19 protein-coding genes are annotated in these 20,547 nt (G+C 39.6%); 5 read left to right on the top strand and 14 right to left on the bottom strand.

Features of this window, described 5'->3' with window-relative positions; genetic code table 11:
- Positions 1-60: 60 nt before the first annotated feature.
- Positions 61-1,560, bottom strand: a complete 1,500-nt coding sequence (gene glpK / locus AC5YGB_RS03900; RefSeq protein ID WP_496137904.1) for a glycerol kinase GlpK — start codon at positions 1,558-1,560, stop codon at positions 61-63.
- A gap of 122 nt (positions 1,561-1,682) precedes the next feature.
- On the opposite strand from glpK, the gene AC5YGB_RS03895 reads away from it, so the two are divergent.
- Together AC5YGB_RS03895 and AC5YGB_RS03890 are read left to right on the top strand one after the other, a co-directional pair.
- A complete protein-coding gene (locus AC5YGB_RS03895) occupies positions 1,683-2,474 on the top strand; it encodes an IclR family transcriptional regulator domain-containing protein (protein ID WP_020024090.1) in 792 nt (263 codons plus the stop codon).
- Positions 2,475-2,485: 11 nt separating this feature from the next.
- A complete protein-coding gene (locus tag AC5YGB_RS03890) occupies positions 2,486-3,544 on the top strand; it encodes a sn-glycerol-3-phosphate ABC transporter ATP-binding protein UgpC (RefSeq protein WP_496137903.1) in 1,059 nt (352 codons plus the stop codon).
- A gap of 2 nt (positions 3,545-3,546) precedes the next feature.
- Here AC5YGB_RS03890 and AC5YGB_RS03885 read toward each other — a convergent pair whose 3' ends face one another.
- The 10 genes from AC5YGB_RS03885 to AC5YGB_RS03840 all read right to left on the bottom strand — a co-directional run bounded on the left by AC5YGB_RS03885 (position 3,547) and on the right by AC5YGB_RS03840 (position 15,477).
- Positions 3,547-5,454 carry a beta-galactosidase gene (locus tag AC5YGB_RS03885; RefSeq protein ID WP_496137902.1) on the bottom strand — a complete coding sequence of 636 codons (1,908 nt, stop codon included), beginning with the start codon at positions 5,452-5,454 and terminating at the stop codon, positions 3,547-3,549.
- A 7-nt stretch (positions 5,455-5,461) separates the two neighbouring features.
- Entirely contained in the window at positions 5,462-6,325 is an 864-nt protein-coding gene (locus AC5YGB_RS03880) for an SMP-30/gluconolactonase/LRE family protein (protein WP_496137901.1), read from the bottom strand.
- A complete protein-coding gene (locus AC5YGB_RS03875) occupies positions 6,325-6,930 on the bottom strand; it encodes a 2-dehydro-3-deoxy-6-phosphogalactonate aldolase (protein WP_020028259.1) in 606 nt (201 codons plus the stop codon). Before AC5YGB_RS03875 ends, AC5YGB_RS03880 begins: the two co-directional genes overlap by 1 nt.
- Positions 6,930-7,850, bottom strand: a complete 921-nt coding sequence (locus tag AC5YGB_RS03870; RefSeq protein ID WP_496137900.1) for a 2-dehydro-3-deoxygalactonokinase — start codon at positions 7,848-7,850, stop codon at positions 6,930-6,932. Before AC5YGB_RS03870 ends, AC5YGB_RS03875 begins: the two co-directional genes overlap by 1 nt.
- A gap of 6 nt (positions 7,851-7,856) precedes the next feature.
- Positions 7,857-8,627 (bottom strand): SDR family oxidoreductase, encoded by a 771-nt coding sequence (locus tag AC5YGB_RS03865; protein ID WP_496137899.1) that lies wholly within the window; start codon positions 8,625-8,627, stop codon positions 7,857-7,859.
- Positions 8,627-10,342, bottom strand: a complete 1,716-nt coding sequence (locus AC5YGB_RS03860) for a dihydroxy-acid dehydratase (RefSeq protein WP_496137898.1) — start codon at positions 10,340-10,342, stop codon at positions 8,627-8,629. Before AC5YGB_RS03860 ends, AC5YGB_RS03865 begins: the two co-directional genes overlap by 1 nt.
- Positions 10,339-12,420 (bottom strand): alpha-galactosidase, encoded by a 2,082-nt coding sequence (locus tag AC5YGB_RS03855; protein ID WP_496137897.1) that lies wholly within the window; start codon positions 12,418-12,420, stop codon positions 10,339-10,341. The genes AC5YGB_RS03860 and AC5YGB_RS03855 overlap by 4 nt, the downstream gene beginning before the upstream one ends.
- Positions 12,420-13,268: a carbohydrate ABC transporter permease gene (locus AC5YGB_RS03850; protein ID WP_020028264.1), complete on the bottom strand. Its 849-nt coding sequence runs from the start codon at positions 13,266-13,268 to the stop codon at positions 12,420-12,422. The genes AC5YGB_RS03855 and AC5YGB_RS03850 overlap by 1 nt, the downstream gene beginning before the upstream one ends.
- Before the next feature lie 2 nt (positions 13,269-13,270).
- Positions 13,271-14,158 carry an ABC transporter permease subunit gene (locus tag AC5YGB_RS03845; protein ID WP_496137896.1) on the bottom strand — a complete coding sequence of 296 codons (888 nt, stop codon included), beginning with the start codon at positions 14,156-14,158 and terminating at the stop codon, positions 13,271-13,273.
- Positions 14,159-14,238: 80 nt separating this feature from the next.
- A complete protein-coding gene (locus tag AC5YGB_RS03840) occupies positions 14,239-15,477 on the bottom strand; it encodes an ABC transporter substrate-binding protein (protein ID WP_020028266.1) in 1,239 nt (412 codons plus the stop codon).
- Positions 15,478-15,739: 262 nt separating this feature from the next.
- On the opposite strand from AC5YGB_RS03840, the gene tatA reads away from it, so the two are divergent.
- From tatA to tatC, 3 genes are read left to right on the top strand one after another with little or no spacing between them, the layout of a single operon-like run.
- The gene (gene tatA, locus AC5YGB_RS03835; protein ID WP_496137895.1) at positions 15,740-15,949 is read left to right on the top strand and encodes a twin-arginine translocase TatA/TatE family subunit; all 210 of its coding nucleotides are present in this window, start codon (positions 15,740-15,742) and stop codon (positions 15,947-15,949) included.
- Positions 15,950-15,974: 25 nt separating this feature from the next.
- Positions 15,975-16,274 carry a Sec-independent protein translocase protein TatB gene (gene tatB / locus AC5YGB_RS03830; RefSeq protein ID WP_496137894.1) on the top strand — a complete coding sequence of 100 codons (300 nt, stop codon included), beginning with the start codon at positions 15,975-15,977 and terminating at the stop codon, positions 16,272-16,274.
- A complete protein-coding gene (gene tatC / locus AC5YGB_RS03825; RefSeq protein WP_020025798.1) occupies positions 16,275-17,135 on the top strand; it encodes a twin-arginine translocase subunit TatC in 861 nt (286 codons plus the stop codon).
- Positions 17,136-17,151: 16 nt separating this feature from the next.
- Here the strand turns inward: tatC and AC5YGB_RS03820 are convergent, their stop codons facing one another.
- From AC5YGB_RS03820 to AC5YGB_RS03810, 3 genes are all read right to left on the bottom strand, one after another.
- On the bottom strand, positions 17,152-18,165 hold the full coding sequence (locus AC5YGB_RS03820) for an adenosine deaminase (RefSeq protein WP_496137893.1): 1,014 nt from the start codon (positions 18,163-18,165) through the stop codon (positions 17,152-17,154).
- Positions 18,166-18,230: 65 nt separating this feature from the next.
- On the bottom strand, positions 18,231-19,280 hold the full coding sequence (locus AC5YGB_RS03815; protein ID WP_496138013.1) for a BMP family ABC transporter substrate-binding protein: 1,050 nt from the start codon (positions 19,278-19,280) through the stop codon (positions 18,231-18,233).
- A gap of 119 nt (positions 19,281-19,399) precedes the next feature.
- On the bottom strand, positions 19,400-20,482 hold the full coding sequence (locus AC5YGB_RS03810; RefSeq protein ID WP_496137892.1) for a BMP family ABC transporter substrate-binding protein: 1,083 nt from the start codon (positions 20,480-20,482) through the stop codon (positions 19,400-19,402).
- Between the last annotated feature and the right edge of the window lie 65 nt (positions 20,483-20,547).

The following is a 20,547-nucleotide window of genomic DNA, read 5'->3' as shown; positions in this document are numbered from 1 at the left end:
CATTGAACCAGTGAGTGTCAGTCAATTTATTGCTGAAAAGACAATTAGCTTTCTAGAAAATTAACGATTGGACAAAGTTCGCTTGACAGCATTCTTCCATCCAGCGAGTTTTTTATCTCTTTCGTTGTCTGACATCTTAGAATTAAACTGACTCTCAGATCTCCAGGATTTAGCAAAATCGTCCATGGCTGGGTAAAAACCGATTTGCATGCCCGCCAAATAAGCAGCCCCAAGTGCTGTTGTTTCCAAGTTCTTTGGTCTATCAACTGGGAGCTGAAGCAAATCTGAAAGCGTTTGCATTGTCCAGTTTGAAGCCGCCATACCGCCATCTACTCTAATTGCACTCAGCTTATGATCGCCTAGATCTTTGGAAATTGCATTAAGCAAGTCTGAGGTTTGGTAGCAAACAGACTCAAGTGTAGCTTTTGTAATTTCAGCTGGCCCCGTACCTCTCGTAATGCCATAAAGTGCTCCGCGACAATCTGGATCCCAATAAGGCGCTCCAAGTCCAACAAAAGCTGGAACAAGATAAACGTCTTGAGATAAATCTGCTTGCATTGCTAAGGAGTCAGACTGGTTAGCTGATTCTATGATTTGGAGTCCATCTCGAAGCCATTGAACGGCAGCGCCAGCTACAAATATTGAGCCTTCTAGGGCGTAGCACGTTTTGCTATTAACTTGGAAAGCTAGGGTAGTCAGCAACTTATTATTAGATTTTATCGGCTGATTCCCTGTATTTATAAATACAAAGCAACCCGTTCCATAGGTAGACTTGACCATTCCAGGCTCAAAACATGCCTGACCAACAAGAGCGGATGGCTGATCACCTATCATAGCTGAAATAGGAATTTCAGCTCCAAAAATTGATTTATGAGCCATAGCAAAGCTTGCTGCATTATCTTTTACTTGGGGAAGCATTGTGATTGGGACATTAAAGAGCTCTAGCATATCCTTATCCCATTGGCCTTCATGAATATTGTACAAGAGCGTTCGACAGGCATTCGTCGCGTCAGTTGAATGGACCTCTTGATTACTTAATCGCCAAAGCAGAAAACTGTCAATTGTTCCAAAGAGTAATTCCCCATCATTCGCTTTTTTTCTGGCACCCTCAACGTTATCTAAAATCCAGGATATTTTAGTGCCACAAAAATAAGGGTCAAGCAGAAGACCCGTTTTATTAGTGACAAGATCCTCGTGTCCAAGATCCCGTAATTTTTGACAATGATCTGACGTCCTACGATCTTGCCAAACAATGGCATTATAGATCGCTTTACCTGTCTTCTTATCCCATACGACTGTGGTCTCTCTTTGGTTAGTGATACCTATTGCTGCAATCTGAACGGGGTCAATTTTTGCTTTTTTAATAGCATTTTTACAGCTCTCAAGCGTTGACTCCCAAATCTCTTCAGGATCATGCTCAACCCATCCTGAATCAGGAAAAATTTGTGTAAATTCTTTCTGACCAATTCCAGCTATTTCATAGTTACTGTCAAACAGTACTCCCCTAGATGAAGTTGTTCCTTGATCGATAGATAAGATATATTTTTTAGGCTCGCTCATTCTAATTTTCCATATAATGGAACAAGGTTTTACTATTGTAAACTTAATCAAAAACAGTATACATTATCTGATAAAATTTAACTCAATAATGAGCATTTAAAAATTAATCAAAAGATTATATTATGACTATTGAAAAGAGAGGAGATGGAACGGTTGGTAAGGCATTAGATGTTTTAAGTGAAGTGGCTGAGATTGGCTCTCCCGTTAGATTTTCTAGCCTACTTAAAACTAGCAAATATCCAAAAGCAACCCTTTACAGACTTCTCCAAACGCTTCTTAACCAGGACATGCTCAGCTACAACGAAGAAGAGCAAACCTATAAATTAGGTCTAAAGCTTGTCAGAATGGCTCATTCTGCCTGGCTGCAAAGCTCGTTAGCACCAGTTGCGGTGCCATTTATTGATGAACTCTCGGCCAAAGTGGGTGAAACTGTTCACCTAGCTGAACTCGACAACGGTCAAGTCTTATATGTAGACAAACGAAACCCTGCTTCACCTATTGAAATGTACTCACAGGCTGGCAAAGTTGGACCTGCTTATTGTACGGGTGTAGGTAAGGCAATGATGGCCTTCTTAGAGGAGTCTGAACTTAGCAAAGTTATTTCTAAGCAAGCTTTCTTCAAGTATACAGATCACACAATCACCTCAGAGAAAGCCCTTAGAAAAGAGTTGACTATGATCAAAAAAGAGGGAATATCATTTGATCGTCAGGAGCATGAGGAAAAAATTATCTGTATCTCCTCTCCTATCCTTACATCCAATGGAAGAGTAATTGGAGGCCTCTCCATCACAAGCTCAATTGATATTCACAGTTTAGAAAGTCTTGAAAAATATAAACCTGAATTACTGGCAACTTCAGAGCAAATTGGTAAAGAGGCTGGCGCCTGGAGCTTCCCAGAAAAATCAATTAATTAATATAAATTACTATGGCATCATTAAAGATAAAAAACGCAACAAAGAAATATGATGATTTAGAGGTTATTCATGGCATCGATTTAGATATTCAGGATGGTGAATTTTGTGTTTTTGTTGGACCATCAGGTTGTGGTAAGTCTACCTTACTGAGAATGATATCTGGCCTAGAGGATGTAACTAGTGGTGCAATTTATATTGGTGAAAAGGATGTCACCTCCATGCACCCCGCCGATAGAGGGATTGCCATGGTGTTTCAGTCTTACGCACTTTATCCTCACATGACAGTCAGAGAAAATATGGGATTTGGGCTTAAGATGTCCAAGGTGCCTTCAAATGAAATTGATCAAAAAGTTAATGAGGCTGCAAGTATTCTTCATCTAGAAGATTACCTAGACAGAAAACCTAAAACCTTGTCAGGTGGGCAAAGACAAAGAGTTGCCATTGGCAGATCAATTGTTAGAGGCCCTGAAGTGTTTTTATTTGATGAACCTTTATCAAACCTTGATGCAGAGCTCAGAGTAGAAATGCGTGTTGAAATTTCGCGACTGCATCGTGAGCTTGGAACGACCATCATTTATGTCACCCATGATCAGGTTGAGGCGATGACATTAGCAGACAAGATAGTCGTCCTTAAGGATGGACTCATTCAACAAGTAGGTTCACCCTTATCTCTGTATGATGACCCAGAAAATGTTTTTGTTGCAGGCTTTATTGGTTCGCCAACTATCAACTTCGTCCAGGGCAGAGTTAACGGCGCAAAAATTATAGTTCCTAGTCTAGAGTCACTCAAACTGAATGCTCCTAAAGATATAGATTCAAACCAATCAGAGCTATTAATTGGATTAAGACCTCAACACATTCAGATTTCAGGTTCGGGCAATCTTGAAGTTGAATTTACTGAGGCTCTAGGTGACGTCTCTTACTTATATCTTAAAACTCCAAACGGAGAAAGAATTGTTGTCGAATCAAGGGACGAAAAATTACCGAAAACAGCTGCAAAAGTTGGTATCAAGGTCGACACTTCAAGAGCTTTATTGTTTGACCCTAAAACTGAACTCAGAGTCAGATAAAACTAACCTTTGATTGACTCCCATATAACACCAGATGGCGGAATACAGACTGAGCCCACATTACACTCTTGATTACTGTAGTTAAACCAGAACCGATGCGTTAAGGTTTCGCGAACCCTGACACAGTCCTCTAATTCTGTTGTTGAAATATCTTTTGATTCGCAAACTCTAGAAAAAATCATTTTTAATGTCATCTGGTCTGCCCATCCAGCAATATAGATATTTTTTTCATGCCCAACAACAGCAGCTCTTCCATCTTCAGTCTCTTCAATGATGTTATCGTAATCGATTAATGTCTCCATCCAAGTTTTAAAGCTTCCAAGACCTTTAATTGAAATAAAAGCATTCGGTCGAAGTGTTTCAGCGCTAGCAACAGTAGCCTTGACTCCTGGAACGATGGGTGGAAGTTGAGAAGGAATAGACATATTAGTAGTTTTAGAGCCAGCCCTTGGACCCGATATAAGGACACCTTCAAATGACTCAATGGCGTCTTCTAATTCTCTACTAACACGCATTAAACCAGGCATAAGAACAACTTTATAGCCTTTGAGATCACTATGATTTGGAGGCAAAATATCCACCGAAAGGCCAAGACTTCTCAAGGCCCTGTAATTGTCATAAACTAGTTCAAAATAATCAAAGCTTTTGCCTTGAGGTTGAATCTCCCATGCCCAACAACTTTCGTAGTCAAAAATAAGTGCGATCTTAGATTGAACTTGCTCAATATCTTTAAACTCTTTTAATTCAGAAGACACTTGAGAGGCTTGAGTGATTCCTGGGGCATTCTCGCCATCAGGTCTTTGAAGGCCAGCATGCATTTGCTCTTGAGCAAAAGGTGCTTGGCGCCATCGAAAGTAACTGACCACCTCTGCGCCATGAGCAATTGCCTCCCATGACCAAAGCCTAACAGCGCCAGGGGCTGGTTCAGGGTTATATGGCGCCCAATTCACTGGGCCAGGCTGTTGTTCCATTACCCACCATCGACCTTGTCCAACGGTCCTATATAAATCATGATGAAAGGCCTGAAAATCAGGATCTCCATGGCGCATAAATCTGAGTTTAAATTCGTCATCTTGAGTTGAACGGTCCTCTAGAAAACCCAATGGATAGCTATCCCAGCTAGCTATATCTAGGTCTTTACCAACATCGTAATGATTAAAGTCTGTAATTCGACCCATGTAATTATGAATGAGAGGCATTTTTGTATACTGTCTCATAACTGACGCCTGACTTCGATTGAAGTTGACAACTTGGTCAGAACTAAACCTTTTAAAGTCAAGTTCATGGATTGGGTTAGGGTCTGTGACGGTCAAATTTGGAAGCCCAACCTGATCGAAACTATTGTACTCCATGGACCAAAAAACGTTTTTCCACGCTTTATTAAGCTGGTCAATTGATTCATATTTCTTGGCAATCCAATTCCTGAAGGCTTTTAGTGCTGATGGACTATATGATAGAGTAGTCTCGTGACAGCCATATTCATTATCTAACTGCCAGGCTTTGATGAAGGGGTTATTCCCATAACGGTCGGCAACAGCTTTTGAAATCCTGAGAGATTCTTCAAGGTAGCCTTCATGAGAGAAACAGTAATGCCTCCTTGATCCAAACTGACGAGACCTTCCTTCTTCATCAACAAGAAGCATATCAGGCCATTTATCAACAACCCATCTTGGAGGAGCAGCTGTTGGCGTGCTCATCACTATATTAAGACCCACATTTCCAAGAATAGAGATAGCGCGATCAAGCCAATCAAAGTTTTGAACGCCTTGTTCTGGCTCTAAACGGCTCCATGCAAATTCACCGATTCGAACCCAAGATAAGCCAGCAACAACCATTTCTTCAGCATCCTTTTGCCACCGTTCTTCTGGCCAGTGCTCAGGATAATAACAACTTCCTAGTTTAGGTTTCATGACAGCCTCAGATCTTTACCTGATATTCAGCTAGACCAGCTATATCAGTTTTAAAGTGAAATACTTTACCAGCCATAGGCTCAGTTTTCAAATCATTATCACTTAATCCTTGAGATGCAGAAGTGATATACAAGGTATCAAAAAACTTCCCACCAAGAGATGGGCAGGTAACTTGAGATACTGGAACCTCTTCAACACGATCCAGCCACCCTTCAGGACTATATCTCACAACTCTAGAGGCGCCATACTGAGCATTCCAAATATAGCCCTGGCTATCACAGATAGAGCCATCTGGATGAAGTCCTTGAGCCTTAAGATTGATTAATATTGAGGGCTCATTGAGGGGCCAACCAGTCAATTGGTCTAGATCCTGCTTTAAGATTTTTTTCTGAGATGTATCAGTAAAATAAACAAACTTCCTATCAGGTGAAAAACAAATACTATTTGGAATAGTAATGCCTTCCTGTAATTTTTTTAGCCGGCCTTGATAAAACCGATAAATCGAACCAGCGCCTTGTTCTGCCTTAAGGCCCATTGTTCCTATCCAAAAACCACCCCATGGATCAGCTCGGCCATCATTTGAGCGAGTATGAGGCATGTCAGCCTCTAAATCAATTAAAGTCTCCCTGGTGTCCTTTGAAATCGAGAACTTTATCAATGCGGATGCACTTGCAATAATGAGATGGTCATCATCAATCCAGCCTGCCGCTGAAACTGGCTCAGAAAATGTCCAAGTCTTTAGTATGCCATTCTTCCAGTTAAACATCTTGTGAGAATTGATATCAAACCAGAACAGAGATTCTAGTCCTGGGTGCCAAAGAGACCCCTCTCCCAGACTGCAAGGCTCTATTGGTAAGGACTCAGTGATCATTATTTAGCTTTATCATAGGATAAAACAATAGCCTTTGCTTTTTCATAAACAATTTCAGCGCTATCACCAGCTTTGTATAGTCCAGAACCTATTCCAAAACCAGTTGCCCCAGCATCAAACCATGATAAAAAGTTTTCTGGACCGACACCTCCAACCATATACAAAGGAATACCTTGCGGTAAAACTGCTCTCAATGCACTTAAATTAGCCTCCCCTAAAAGGGTAGCTGGAAAAAACTTTAAGCCATCAGCGCCAGATTTCAAAGCTGAAAAACACTCTGTCGGTGTAATGACACCTGGAAAGCTCATCATTCCCATTTTTTTAGTTGCCTCTACCACCTCTGAGTCAAAATTTGGAGAAACAATAAAGCGAACCCCCCCAATGTCAGAGAGAGTTTCTACTTGTTTTGTATTGGTTACTGTTCCAGCACCAATCTGAATATCGTCCCTAAACTCATCACAAAGCAATTTGATGCTGTCAAAAACATCAGGTGAGTTCATAGGGACTTCGATTTGAGTGATTCCTGAATCCGCAATTGAATGAGCTACAGCCAAGACTTCATTCGGCTTAATTCCTCGAAGAATAGCAATTATCTCTCTTTTCATTATTCTGACTCAGAGTTAAGCTCTTTGTATGCTGAACTTAACCCAGAAAGGGTAGCTGCTTCAAGGCTAAATAATTGACTCTCTCCTCCAAGAATCTTGAGTCCTTGATGGTAATTATTCGACAGAAGTTCAGATCCAATGAGTGTAACGTTGTTGTTTTTCCAATAGCTTTGAGCGCCATTAAGCTCTAGCCCTAATAGAAGACCTGATAACCGTGATCTGGCTTCATCTCTATCTAAATCATTAACAATAGACTCAGATCGTAACGAAAAAAGATCAGAGCCAATTGAGCCTGGGTTTTCAAAGCCTTCATGGACACCTATTTCAAAGCTGGCTTGATTCCATCCTTTTATTGAGGTGGAATGTCTAATCAGTGTGTGATTTGAAATTACACCAAAAAGTTCTCCAGTCATATAAGTTTTAAAGTTTGTTATATGTCTATCTTTAATGCTTACCCATTTTGCATGAGTACCAGGAAGGCAAACAACGCCATTAAAGTTTGGATTTTCATTAATAAATCCTGCAATTTGAGTTTCTTCACCTCTCATAATGTCAGCAGGTTGGTGCTGCATTACACCGGGAACTAAATAGACCTTAATGTGCGTATTCTTGGTACTTGCAATAGTTAACTGGCTATTGTCGATTGGGACACAAGGCACTTTTAAATACGGTGTTTCCACCCAGCCCTGTTTGGCACCAACCATACCGCATGCCATCACATTTGTCACTTTATTGTCATCGAGCCAGTTTTCAATGAGTCTCAATAGAACGGGCTCAAATTCATTTTGTTGAAGGTCTTTCATCCCTTCATTTGACTCCCTATATGCCAAAACATTATCAGTATCTCCAATTGCCCAGGCGCGCATATGAGTTGTTCCCCAATCAGCAGCAATCCATTTCGCTTTTATGTCCGTCATCATTGTTTTTTATCCTGTAACTGCAACGCCACCATCTACCACTAATGCTTGACCAGTAATCATTCGAGATGCATTGGAAGCCAAGAATAATGCTGAGTCAATTAAATCATTAGGCATTAGGTGCTCCTTAATGCATTGTTTTTCCATAGTAACTGCCAAATCTTTTTCATTGGCCCAAAGCTTTAACTGTCTCTCAGTTAGAACCCATCCAGGAATCAGCGTATTCACTCTAATTCCATCAGGACCAAGTTCTCTCGCTAAACTCCTGGTAAGACCTGTAATTCCTGCTTTAGAAGTAACATAAGCAGGTAGCCCAGCATTCCCTGTTAAATAGGAGTTAGATGAAAAATTAATGATGCTACCACCACCCTGAGACTTCATCATTGGAGCTACAGCTTGAGCCGAAAAGAAATGCGGCTTTAGATTAATATTAATAGCCTCATCCCATTCTGCTGAGGTCATCTCTTCAAGCGTGTGACGAGTATCATTTGCCGCATTGTTAATGAGCACATTTATTCCACCGTTAACTTGGCTTGCATGAGTTATTGCATTCTTTAGATCGTCTGTACGAGTAATGTCGCATTTTATAAATAATGGCTTGTGCTTATACTTTGAAGAAACTTTGCTTAAAAATTCATCACAATCAGACCTTTGAACAAAGGCTACTTTGGCTCCTTGAGATAAAAATCCTTCAGTAATGGACGCGCCAATCCCAGAGCCTCCTCCAGTTATAAAAACAGAAGTATCTTCTAAATCTTTAAAGGTTGCATAATTTTGCATTAGTGTGATTCTCGCGATGGTAGGCGGGTATCTTTACCCACCAGAAAGTCTAAGTCTGCACCTTTGTCAGCCTGCAGGACGTTATCAATATAAAGCTTTGCATAGCCGCGAGAGTAGTTCTCTTTTGGCTGCTTTCTAGATTTTAAGCGCTTTTCAATTTCAGATTCTGGAACGAGAAGCTCAAGCAAGCCTTGACTCACATCAATTTGAATTCGATCGCCAGTCTCAACAATTGAAATCGGTCCACCCACATTTGCCTCAGGAGCAACATGAAGAACTATGGTTCCAAATGCTGTGCCTGACATTCGTGCATCTGAAATACGAATCATATCCCTCACGCCCTGCTCAACAAGTACCTTAGGGATTGGCATATTGCCAACTTCTGGCATTCCAGGATAGCCCTTGGGGCCGCACCCTTTTAGAACTAGAATTGTATTTTTTGTAACAGGAAGATCAGGCCTATCAATATTAGCTTTCATATCCTCAATATCTTCAAATACATACGCCAAGCCTTCATGCTTAAGCAAGTCTTCTGTTGCAGCTGCTGGCTTAATGATTGCGCCATCTGGCGCTAAGTTTCCTCTAAGAACTTTTAAGCCAGCAGATTCCTTAAGAGGGGCGTTAAAAGTTTTAATGACCTCTTTATTTAATATTTCAGCCTCATGAAAGTAATGGGTAATATCTTTGTTGAGAATTGTATTTGCTGGCTTAATATGGCTTCTAATCTGATCCATAACAGCTGGGATGCCACCTGCATAACAAAAATCTTCCATAAGATATTTGCCTGAAGGCATCAGATTGACAAGCAATGGAATATCTTCAGCCTTTTCAAAGTCTGCTAAGTTAAGCTCAATTTCTGCCCTTCCTGCTAACGCCAATAAGTGAATAACTGAATTTGTAGATCCGCCAATCGCACTATTAAGGGTGATTGCGTTTTGAAAGCTTTCTTTGGTTAAAACTTTTGACAAGTTGAGCTCCTCTTCAACCATCTCTACAATTCTTTTTCCGGATAAATGAGCAAGCGTCATTCTCCTTGCGTCAACTGCTGGAAGTGTGGCATTAGTTGGCAAACTAAGGCCCATTCCTTCAACAAGACTGGCCATCGTAGAAGCTGTTCCCATTGTCATACAAACTCCAGACGAGCGGCTCATCCCAGTTTCAGCAGCCATAAATTCTTTTAATGACATATCTCCTGCTCTGACATCTTCTGAAAAACGCCATACATCGGTACCAGAGCCAATATCTTGTCCTTTATATTTGCCATTAAGCATGGGGCCTGAAGAAACAACAATAGTTGGCAAATCGACACTTGCCGCACCCATCAGTTGCCCAGGTGTCGTTTTATCACAGCCACCCAATAGAACAACCCCATCTATTCCATATGCTCTAATACTTTCCTCTACATCCATCGATAAAAGATTTCTAAATAACATAGCGGTAGGTTTCATTTGAGTCTCACCTAAGGACATTACTGGAAACTCTAGAGGTACACCCCCTGCATCCCAAACGCCTCGCTTTACTCCTTCTGCTAGTTTTCTTAAGCCAGCATTGCAAGGAGTAAGCTCTGACCAGGTGTTACATATTCCGATAATTGGTCGACCGTCAAAAACATGGTCTGGTAGACCTTGACTCTTCATCCAGCTGCGATGAATAAAGCCATCTTTATCCATTTTTCCGTACCAGTTTGATGAGCGTCGATTGTTAGTTTTACTCATGCAGCTTTATCTCCCTCAATGACCAACATGTTTGCAGGAAAAACTTTAGGAAGTTGTATACCTTGAGTCATCAAAAATTGACCACTTAGCTTTAATGTTTTGGTTAAAAGACCCTCTTCCAATTTACTCAACGAATTAATTTCTTTTTTGTTAACAAGAGAAACATTATACATCGTCATTGGGTTTAGCCCCTCAAGCAACAAAGGAGTTGGAGAGCTAAATTTTGATGAAATACTCTGGCCCGCAAAAACCACAAAATGATCTAGGCTAGCGTTAACTTGAATTTCAGCCATCACACTTTCATCAATACTGGGTAAACGGAAAATACTCGCCTCTACCATCCATTGGCGGTTGGCTTTCCACCAGGTGGTTACTGATTTAAGTAAGTCTTTGTCTTGTGAGTTCAATTCACGAGGATCCATTTCAAAACCCATGTGTCTTTGGGCGGCAACCCAAGCCCTAAATGACATAGATAATTCGCGTCCAGAGGTGTGGCAAATCTTAGGACCTACATGACTTCCAGTTACAGATATAGGAAGCCATAACAAAGCTTCATGTTGTATACGTAGCCTTTCTAGAGCATCATTACTGTCTGAAAGCCAAACTCTTTGAGCATATCTCAAAATACCATAATCAATGCGGCCACCACCTGAGGAACAAGACTCAATCTCAACCTCTGGGTGTGAGTCACGAATCCGGTTCAGAAGCAGGTAAAGAGATCGTGTTTGGGACGCATCTGGATAGGGCAAAACTCGATTATGATCCCACTTAATATATTCAATTGGATAAATTTCAAGCAAAGCGCTGACCCTCTCAAAGAGATAATCTTGAACCTCTTCCAATGAGATATCAAGAACTAACTGACCTCTTCCAAGCAATTGATTCTCATCTCCCATGATCCAATTTGGATGCTGACGATACAAGTCGCTATCAGGACTCACCATTTCTGGCTCAAACCATAACCCAAAAGTCATACCAAGAAACTGAATATGATCAACCAATGGGCTTAGCCCCTGTGGATATTTAATTTCATCAACAGTCCAGTCACCAAGGCTAGAATGGGCATTATGGCGACCCTTAAACCATCCATCATCCAGTACAAATCTCTCAGCTCCAATATCAAAAGCGAGGCTTGCTATTTCTTTTAATTGATCAACATTATGGTCAAAATAGATAGCCTCCCAGCAATTGTAATGGACAGGTCTCAATTTATCCTTAGAAAAATTAACAATATATTCTGCTACATGCGATCTAAATGCCTTACCAATTCCACTTAATCCCTCTGAAGAGTGACTAATAAATAATTCTGCCGTTTCAAAACTCTTACCCGGACTAAGCTCACTATTTTCAGTATTACCAAATTGAATCTGTCTTCGTCCATCTGGAAGCTGCTCTGCTATCATTCGATGCCCGCCAGACCAACCATAATGAAAACCATAGCAAGAACCTAAATTTTCTGAGCACGCCTTAGAAGGAATGATTAAACCAGGGAAATTAGCGTGGCTCGTTGTGCCAGATCTTGACTCCCTCATGTGCACTCCTGTGACCCACGGCGTTAATTGTTTTCTGAATTCTCCGCCCCACTGTCCTCCATAATCAATCATCTCATTACTGCTCTGAGAAGCAGCAATAACAGGGGTAGACAACCACTCCATATTGATTGGATTGTCACTTTCAATCTTGGCACTCAAAGCAAAAATATTATTACTTGAATAGGCAGTTATTGAAGCTATATAGGTTAAGCCTAGTGCTTTGTCAATATAGGTCAAAGCTAGTAGGTTATTATTAACCACTTCACTTTGAAAAATAAAATGAGGCGATAGGATTTGGCCATTAATATCTCTTATCTTGCATCCAAGCTGTCCAGTAAAGTTAGCAGACTGTTCAGGAAGGATTGATAGATCAGGAATCTTATCTAATAAGTTATCACCCCAATCTTTTTTGGAGGCTTCAATTAGATCTTCTAAACTTTCATCGCCTGGTAATTTCTGACCCCAATAAATTAGGCACGGAACCCTATTGTCCAAAGATGACAATACTAGCGTTTGGTTATCAGTATCTAGGCGCCAGTGTTTCATTACTTCACAGCTCCTAAAGTTAAACCAGCAATAAAATGCTTCTGCATTAAAAAGAACATTAGGACTGGAGGCAGGGCTGCTATTATCGAGCCAGCCGATACAAGATGCTGATTATAAACCCATTGTCCATTAAGAGAGTTTAAGCCTGCTGTAACAGGCATTGCATCTGCACCCTGAGTTAACACAAGGGCCCAAAAATAATCATTCCAAATAAATGTAAAAATAAGAACTGACAAAGCCGCCATGGCTGGTCGCATCAATGGAAGAACGACATACCAAAAAATTTTAAACTCCGACACGCCTTCAACCCTAGCTGCCTCAATTAACTCAAATGGAAGAGCGCGAATAAAGTTGCGCATGAAAAAGGTACAAAAGCCAGTCTGAAATGCAATATGAAAAACAACCAGCCCCCAAACTGAGTTATACAATCCAAGAGAGAGTGATAGGTCTCTTACAGGAACCATGAGTATTTGAAAAGGAATAAAGTTGCCAGCAACAAACATAAAAAAGACAAATAGGTTCAGTTTGAAACGGTAAACACCCAATGCAAAACCTGTAAGGCTTGATAAAACTAATGCGCCAATCACGGTTGGAATGGTTATTTTAAAACTATTTAAAATGTAGTAACCAAGGGGAGAATCTGTAAAAACAGCGGTGTAGTTTTCAATAAAGTTAATTGAAGTTGGCATTCCCCAGTAGTTTCCTGAATTAATATCTGCTCCAGAGCGTATCGAAGTTAAAGCGACAGCTATGAGCGGAAGAAGCCAAATAATAATAGATAGAGGAAGCGCTATCTTGTAGATCAGTTGAGTTGATGGTTTGGTTCTTTCAATGGGTGTTGGAAACATAACTAACCGCCCTTCTCATCTTTATAGAGTCTGTAAAGTATCATGGCAATATAAATCATCATAATTAACAACAAAACAACGGCAATAGCAGCGCCATATCCCATTCGAAATCCATATTCTGAGAAAGCCTTCTCATACATATAGTAAGCAAGAACCCTACTGGATCCCCACGGGCCACCACCAGTCATAATATCAATTAAATCAAATGACCTTAATGCGCCTATTATTGTTACAACAACTGCAATAAAGGTTGCAGGTTTGAGCTGCGGTAATATGACGTACCACAACATTCTCCAGCCTCTCGCGTTATCGATTCGACCGGCCTCAATTTGTTCTGGATCAACAGAGTTTAGACCCGTTAAGTACAGAATCATACAATATGCTGTTTGAGGCCATAAACCAGCAGCAATAATGCCGTAAGTCACATAATCCTCTTCAGCAAGAATAGCGATGGTGTCAAAACCAAAAAATTCTAAGATAATATTTAAAAGGCCATTTGAAGGGTCATAAAACCAACTAAAAACTAATCCAACAACTACCTGAGAAATAACAAATGGAAAGAAGAATATAGATTTATAGATTCTAATGCCTCTGACTGTTTGATTAAGAAATAAGGCTGCAAAAAGGCCTGCAGGAACCGCTAATAAGTATAAAACAAGCCAAATAACGTTATTTTTTAATGAAACAAAAAAGTACTCATCATCCATCAACTCAATATAGTTTTCAACACCAATATAGGTCTTTATTCCAAGGCCATTCCATTGATAGAAGCTTAAACTGATTGATTGGAAAATTGGGAAAATAACATACAGAGAAAACATGAATATCCCTGGAGCTAAAAAAATCCAAGGCGCTATCTTCAGTTGGTTATTTTTCCAGTAAGAATACATGCAGATTCAATATTAAAAATATTAAAAAAAAGTCCCGTGTCAAGAATACTTGAACACGGGACATAGTAAAACCTTATTGATTAATAAAGTTTTTGACGAGCTTTTTCTAGACGCTCTAGAATTTTCTCTAAACGCTCTGGCTTAACCATGAACTCTTGAAAAGCTTCCATACCAATTGAAGCCATTTCTGCTTTTGTGTCACGATCATAGAACTGAGCAACACCACCAGGTGCGTCATTATTAAGCATATTGAACGCTTGGTTTAGGAACTTGTCATCAGTCACACCTGCGCCAGCATTTGTAGGCAGCTGACCTAACGCTTTATTCCAAGCCGTCTGAACATCAGGACGTGCAGCATATGCTAGGAAACGCTTAGCATCAACTGGGTTTTTAGCGCCAGCAGTTAGATGAATCGTATCAGTAGGTGCTTCCTCAGCCATTGGAACTCCCGGAGTAATTGCAGGGAACTGGAACAAACCTAGAGAACTATCATCTAAGCCTAACTCTTTTAATGGAGCAACAGCAAAGTTACCCATAATATACATTGCAGCCTCGCCACTAGCCATTGGAGCTAGAGCTTCCTGCCAGCTAAGTGCAGCATGGTTTTCGAGGAAAAAATCACCATCAATCAGCTGTTGGTAGTTTGCCATAGTAGCGCGCACTCTATCATCAGTCCAAGCAATGTCACCACTCGTTAATGCCATATGAAATTCATATCCATTTGTACGAAGGTTTAAGTAGTCAAATACACCACCAGCAGTCCATAAATATTTAGAACCAATAGTAATTGGTGTAATGCCGTTAGCTTTTAAAGTTTCACCAGCAGCTATAAACTCGTCCCAATTAGTTGGAACAGCAATACCTAAATCTTCAAAGATATCTTGACGGTAGTAAACTCCCCAGTTGTAGTAAGTGTAAGGGATACCCCATTTCTGGCCATCCATAGTCATACCTGGAGCTGAAGAAGCCATCAATGAATATAGACCTTGGTCAGCCCATACATCATCAATTGGAGCAAAAAGACCAGCTTCAACAAATGGAGCCATTCTATTTCCTGCATACCAGAAAGCAATATCAGGTGCATCAGCACTAAGGAAGTTACGTATTGCAGCCTTGTAACCTTCATGATCAAAAAGGTTATAAACAACATCTACGTCCGGGTTTTCAGCTTCAAATCCATCAATAACAGCCTGGAAAGCAGCTTTTGGTGCTGGATCTGACGTGTCACCATTGATGACGAGTGTTCCAGCAACAGCAGAAGTACCAGCCAGGATTCCAGCTAGCGCTAAAGCTATTTGATTTTTAAAAATTTTTTTCACTTTTTATCTCCTATTATTTAAAAAAGTAAACTTCTTATTGATTACATACTTGTTGTGATGAAATTCACCTAAATATGACAAATCAATAGTTAGTATACATAAATATGAATACATGTGAATATATTTGTCCAACTATTAGTACCTTGTTCCATTATATGAAACTTGTCAAAAAAAACATAGTAAATTCAACAATATCACCTTCTGAAAAAAATAATCTATTAAAGTGTAAAATGGCAATATTCATTTATAGGAGATAAATATCATGGGTATGCCAGGACCATTCGAACTCATCATTATTCTAGTCATTGTGCTTCTTATTTTTGGTGGTAAAAGGCTAAAAAATATCGGTAACGAACTTGGAGGCGCTATTAAAGGCTTCAAATCATCTATGAAAGAATCTGAAAAAGATGACAAAGAAGACATCATTGAAGCAAAGGTAGAAGCTGAAGATGACCCGTCTGATAAAAAATAAACATTTTCTAAAGTATTAAACTAGGATGTTTGATTTTGGCTTCTGGGAAATTGCAATAATTGGGATCATCACTCTAATTGTTGTAGGTCCAGAGAAAATGCCCTCACTTGCTCGAAAAGCAGGTCTCTACTTTGGTAAATTTAATAAGTTTTTAAATAAAATTAAATCTGACATCAATGAAGAGCTAAGAGTGGATGAGCTCAAAGAGCAACTCTCCATGGATCAAGAAAAAATATCGCTTTCAGAAGTAGCGGAGGAAGTTCAGTCCAGCATTCATTCTCTTGAAGAAGATAATTTTCTCTCGAAAGAAGACTTAAAAAAATAAATGTCTCAGCAAAAAAATCCTTCTGAAAAACTTCCACTCGTTCAGCATCTGATTGAACTTAGAAGATCACTACTTAGATCAGTAATCGCGATTGCTATTTTCTTTTTGATACTATTTCCTTTTGCAGATGAAATCTATAACTTCATTGCTGCACCTATTGTCCAAGCAATACCAGGCTCTAATTTGATTGCAATTGGGGTTATCTCCCCCTTTTTAACGCCTTTGAAAATGTCGCTGATATTAGCCATCTATATTGCAATGCCCTTCCTACTTTATCAGCTCTGGATGTTTGTGGCGCCAGCACTTTATCGACATGAAAAGAGGCTGATACTGCCCCTTGTCATTTCTTCAACAATCCTATTTTATGTGGGGCTGGTATTCTCTTTCTATGTTGTTTTCCCAGTCATCTTTGGTTTCTTAGCTGGAGTCGGCCCTGAGTCTGTTAATTTTGCGCCTGATATTCAATACTATTTAGATTTTATTCTTAAAGTGTCTTTCGCTTTTGGTGTCGCCTTCGAGGTTCCAGTTGTGACAATTCTTCTTATTATCTTTGGCATTACCACAGCTGAAAAACTTAAAAAGAATCGCTCGTATATCATTATTGGTTCGTTTGTTCTTGGAATGATATTAACGCCTCCAGACGTCATATCACAATTCCTTATCGCTATTCCTATCTGGCTTCTATTTGAAGCTGGCTTAGTCTTTTCTGGTTTTTTTAAGATTCGTAATAACCAAAAATCTGCATCCCAGACCCCTTCTGACAAACTAAAAGACTGGGGGAGTAAATCTCACAATGAAATGATGGACCAAATAGAAGATGAAATGAACGAAAGTGTTGTTGGGAAACAGGATAAAAAATAAATAGAAGCCTTTTTAGCTAATCTGCTGCAAATTCATCCAATATGCTATAGAGTGCTTTCTTTCTTTTCTTTGGCGCAAAACTAGCATCAATACTGTTTTTGACAAGCCTTAATGCCTGGCCTTTTGAAAGGCCAAGATTGTCATAAAGCGAAATAAAATTTTCAGTCATATAGCCACCAAAATAGGATGGGTCATCTGAATTAACAGTTACGCATACCCCTTGCTCTAACATCTCTAGAATAGTATGCCTTGACATCGCCTCAAAGACCTTTAATTTGACATTCGATAATGGGCAAACAGTCAGTGGAATTTGATTATTGATTAATCGCAGCATTAGCTCCGGGTCATCAATAGCTCTTATTCCATGGTCAATTCTTTCAATATTAAGAATATCCAATGCACTCCATATATAGCTTGCTGGTCCCTCTTCCCCTGCATGTGCTACTAAGTTGTAGCCCATATCTTTTGCAGCATTAAAAACATTTGAAAATTTTTCAGGTGGGTTACCCTTTTCAGAGCTATCTAGGCCAACACCATATATGTAGTCAGTATATTCTGATGAAGCTTTTAAAGTTTCAATTGCGCTCGCCTCATCCAAATGCCTCAAGAAGCACATAATAAGCTTAGATGTAATTCCAAGACGCTCTTCAGCATCCGCAAGAGCGTCTGAAATGCCGTTAATTACAACTTTAAATGGAACGCCTCTATCGGTGTGTGTTTGAGGATCAAAGAAAGGCTCAACATGAAGAACATTTTGCTCTTTACACTTTAATAAATATGCCCAAGTCAAGTCATAAAAGTCCTGCTCATGAAGAAGCACTTGAGCACCCTGATAGTAGATATCAAGAAAATCTTGAAGATTAGAAAATTGATACGCCTCTTTAACTTCATTGACGCCACTAAAATTTAATGGAATAGAATTTCTTTTAGCTAACTCAAACATTAACTCTGGCTCAAGCGTTCCCTCTAAATGAACATGAAGCTCAATTTTAGGTAACTCGTTTAGCCAACTGTGGGAGATTTCAGACATAAGCGCTCAAATAAAAAAAATAGTAAAGTTATTGCTATAAAAATTAACAGTAAAACGCATAATTTTTAATTTGGGAATTGGCTTTCAATACCTTCAACATAAAACTGCATTCCCATTAAGTCTGCAATTGGAGCAGTTTCACCTACTCCCAGCCATGGCGTTCCATCTTGTTTATTAATTGGTCCCATGAACGGATCAACTTTTTCCATAGCAAAATCAATGATTGCTTTCATCGCGTCATTCTTAATGTCTGTAGGTATTTTTTGATTCATCGGTGCAAACTTGACCATCCCTTGTTTAATCCCTTCAAAAGAATCTGCTGAAGTCCAAGTACCATCCCTAACAGCCTTTACTCGCTCAACATAATAAGGACCCCAATCATTAATAATGCCTGTCAGTTGTGCATTTGGGCCCCATTTACGCATATCAGAAGCCTGGCCAAATGCAAATACTCCCTTATCCTCTGCAGTTGTCATTACAGCAGTCGAAGCGGTATGCTGAAAAAGTACATCTGCGCCTTGAGCAATGAGAGCATTTGCGGCATTTGATTCCTTACCTGGATCAAACCATGTATAGACCCATATAATCTTCATCTCAACATTGGGATTAACGGACTTAGCAGCTAGAAAAGCAGAATTAATATCTCTAATTACCTCTGGAATTGGAAATGATGCAACCCATCCAATAATATTGTTCTTTGTCATCCCGCCCGCAATTCTCCCTAGAACGTGCCTTCCTTCATAAAATTTAGCTTGGTAGTTCGCCACATTCTTAGAAGGCATATAACCAGTTGCATGTTCAAACTTAACATTAGGATAACGCTTTGCAACATTTGCAGTAGGATTCATGTAACCGAATGATGTTGTAAAAACTATGTCATTTTTTCGAGCAAGACTTGTAATAACGCGTTCAGAGTCTGAATCTTCAGGAACATTCTCTACTTCAGTTATGATCACATCATCACCCAAAACTTTTTTTAAGTGCATAACTCCATTGTGATGAGCATATGTCCATCCATGATCACCAATTGGGGTTACGTAGACAAAAGCTGCCTTGACCGGAGTTGCGAGGATATTTGTTGAAATTGACATGAGGGAGGTCAATAGAGAAAACATCAAAGTTCTAATTATTATTTTAGACATATAAATTTTTTTGTTACGTTATTGATAAAAAAAATCGCGCCTCAAGTATACCCTTGAGACGCGATTTTTATTTTAATTAAATGGACTTTTTCTTAGTTCGGGTACTTACTGTCAATACCTTCTACATAGAAATCCATAGTTAGTAGATCTGGATAGTTTGGAGGAGTTTCACCTTCAGCTAACCATGGAGAGCCATCTTGCTTATTAATTGGTCCTGTAAATGGATGAATAGCACCCATAGACAAGTCAATAATTGCTTTCATAGCTTCATTTTTAACATCAATAGGCATATTTTGGTTCATTGGAGCAAATTTAACCATACCTTGCTTCACGCCATCAAATACGTCAACTGACTCCCAAGTCCCATCTTTTACTGCTTGAACTCTATCAAGGTAGTAAGGACCCCAGTCATCAATGATTCCAGTTAACTGAGCGTTCATACCCCATTCACGCATATCAGATGCTTGACCAAATGCATGAATACCTTTCTCCTCAGCAACCGTCATTGGAGCAGTAGAGTCAGTATGCTGCATTAAGATATCAGCGCCTTGAGCGATTAGAGCATTTGCTGCGTCGGCCTCTTTACCTGGATCGTACCAAGTGTATACCCAAACGATTTTCATTGTTACATCAGGGTTAACAGATTTAGCCGCTAAATATGCTGAATTAATACCTCTAATTACTTCAGGAATTGGGAAAGAAGCAATGTAACCAATTACATTATTCTTTGTCATTCTTCCAGCAATCTTGCCAATAACATGTCTACCCTCATAAAATCTTGCTGAGTAAACTGAAACGTTATCTTCACGCATATATCCTGTTGCATGCTCAAACTTTACATTTGGATAGCGTTTAGCAACTTTAATAGTTGGATTCATGTATCCAAATGACGTTGTAAAAATAATATCATTTTTACGTGCAAGGCTAGTAATAACACGCTCAGAGTCAGAGTTCTCTTCAACACTCTCCACTGTTGTTATGATTACATCATCACCCATCTTTTCTTTTACGTATTTTGCACCTTGGTCATGTGCAAAAGTCCATCCATGATCTCCTGTTGGACCAATATATACAAAAGCGGCTTTAACAGGATCAGCAGAGACACTCCCAGTGAATGCGAGAGCCACGCTTAAAATCGAGAGCTTTAAGACACTCGAAAATCTTCGATTAGACATACTTTTTCTCCTTTTAGTTATTTAACAAATTTTCTTACTTCTTCTTACTTTTTACAAAAAAAAAT

It is taken from the genome of Candidatus Pseudothioglobus sp. uisw_142, from assembly GCF_059512465.1.
Note: the sequence above shows the minus strand (reverse complement) of the source record. Positions and strands in the feature narration are given on the sequence as shown.

Coding starts and splice junctions, on each gene's coding strand:
- tatB (WP_496137894.1), top strand. CDS start 15,975: ATGTTTGATTTTGGCTTCTGGGAAATTGCAATAATTGGGATCATCACT.
- glpK (WP_496137904.1), bottom strand. CDS start 1,560: ATGAGCGAGCCTAAAAAATATATCTTATCTATCGATCAAGGAACAACT.
- AC5YGB_RS03845 (WP_496137896.1), bottom strand. CDS start 14,158: ATGTATTCTTACTGGAAAAATAACCAACTGAAGATAGCGCCTTGGATT.
- AC5YGB_RS03820 (WP_496137893.1), bottom strand. CDS start 18,165: ATGTCTGAAATCTCCCACAGTTGGCTAAACGAGTTACCTAAAATTGAG.
- AC5YGB_RS03855 (WP_496137897.1), bottom strand. CDS start 12,420: ATGAAACACTGGCGCCTAGATACTGATAACCAAACGCTAGTATTGTCA.
- AC5YGB_RS03895 (WP_020024090.1), top strand. CDS start 1,683: ATGACTATTGAAAAGAGAGGAGATGGAACGGTTGGTAAGGCATTAGAT.
- AC5YGB_RS03880 (WP_496137901.1), bottom strand. CDS start 6,325: ATGATCACTGAGTCCTTACCAATAGAGCCTTGCAGTCTGGGAGAGGGG.
- AC5YGB_RS03810 (WP_496137892.1), bottom strand. CDS start 20,482: ATGTCTAATCGAAGATTTTCGAGTGTCTTAAAGCTCTCGATTTTAAGC.
- AC5YGB_RS03885 (WP_496137902.1), bottom strand. CDS start 5,454: ATGAAACCTAAACTAGGAAGTTGTTATTATCCTGAGCACTGGCCAGAA.
- tatC (WP_020025798.1), top strand. CDS start 16,275: ATGTCTCAGCAAAAAAATCCTTCTGAAAAACTTCCACTCGTTCAGCAT.
- AC5YGB_RS03890 (WP_496137903.1), top strand. CDS start 2,486: ATGGCATCATTAAAGATAAAAAACGCAACAAAGAAATATGATGATTTA.
- tatA (WP_496137895.1), top strand. CDS start 15,740: ATGGGTATGCCAGGACCATTCGAACTCATCATTATTCTAGTCATTGTG.
- AC5YGB_RS03860 (WP_496137898.1), bottom strand. CDS start 10,342: ATGAGTAAAACTAACAATCGACGCTCATCAAACTGGTACGGAAAAATG.
- AC5YGB_RS03870 (WP_496137900.1), bottom strand. CDS start 7,850: ATGATGACGGACATAAAAGCGAAATGGATTGCTGCTGATTGGGGAACA.
- AC5YGB_RS03815 (WP_496138013.1), bottom strand. CDS start 19,280: ATGTTTTCTCTATTGACCTCCCTCATGTCAATTTCAACAAATATCCTC.
- AC5YGB_RS03865 (WP_496137899.1), bottom strand. CDS start 8,627: ATGCAAAATTATGCAACCTTTAAAGATTTAGAAGATACTTCTGTTTTT.
- AC5YGB_RS03875 (WP_020028259.1), bottom strand. CDS start 6,930: ATGAAAAGAGAGATAATTGCTATTCTTCGAGGAATTAAGCCGAATGAA.
- AC5YGB_RS03850 (WP_020028264.1), bottom strand. CDS start 13,268: ATGTTTCCAACACCCATTGAAAGAACCAAACCATCAACTCAACTGATC.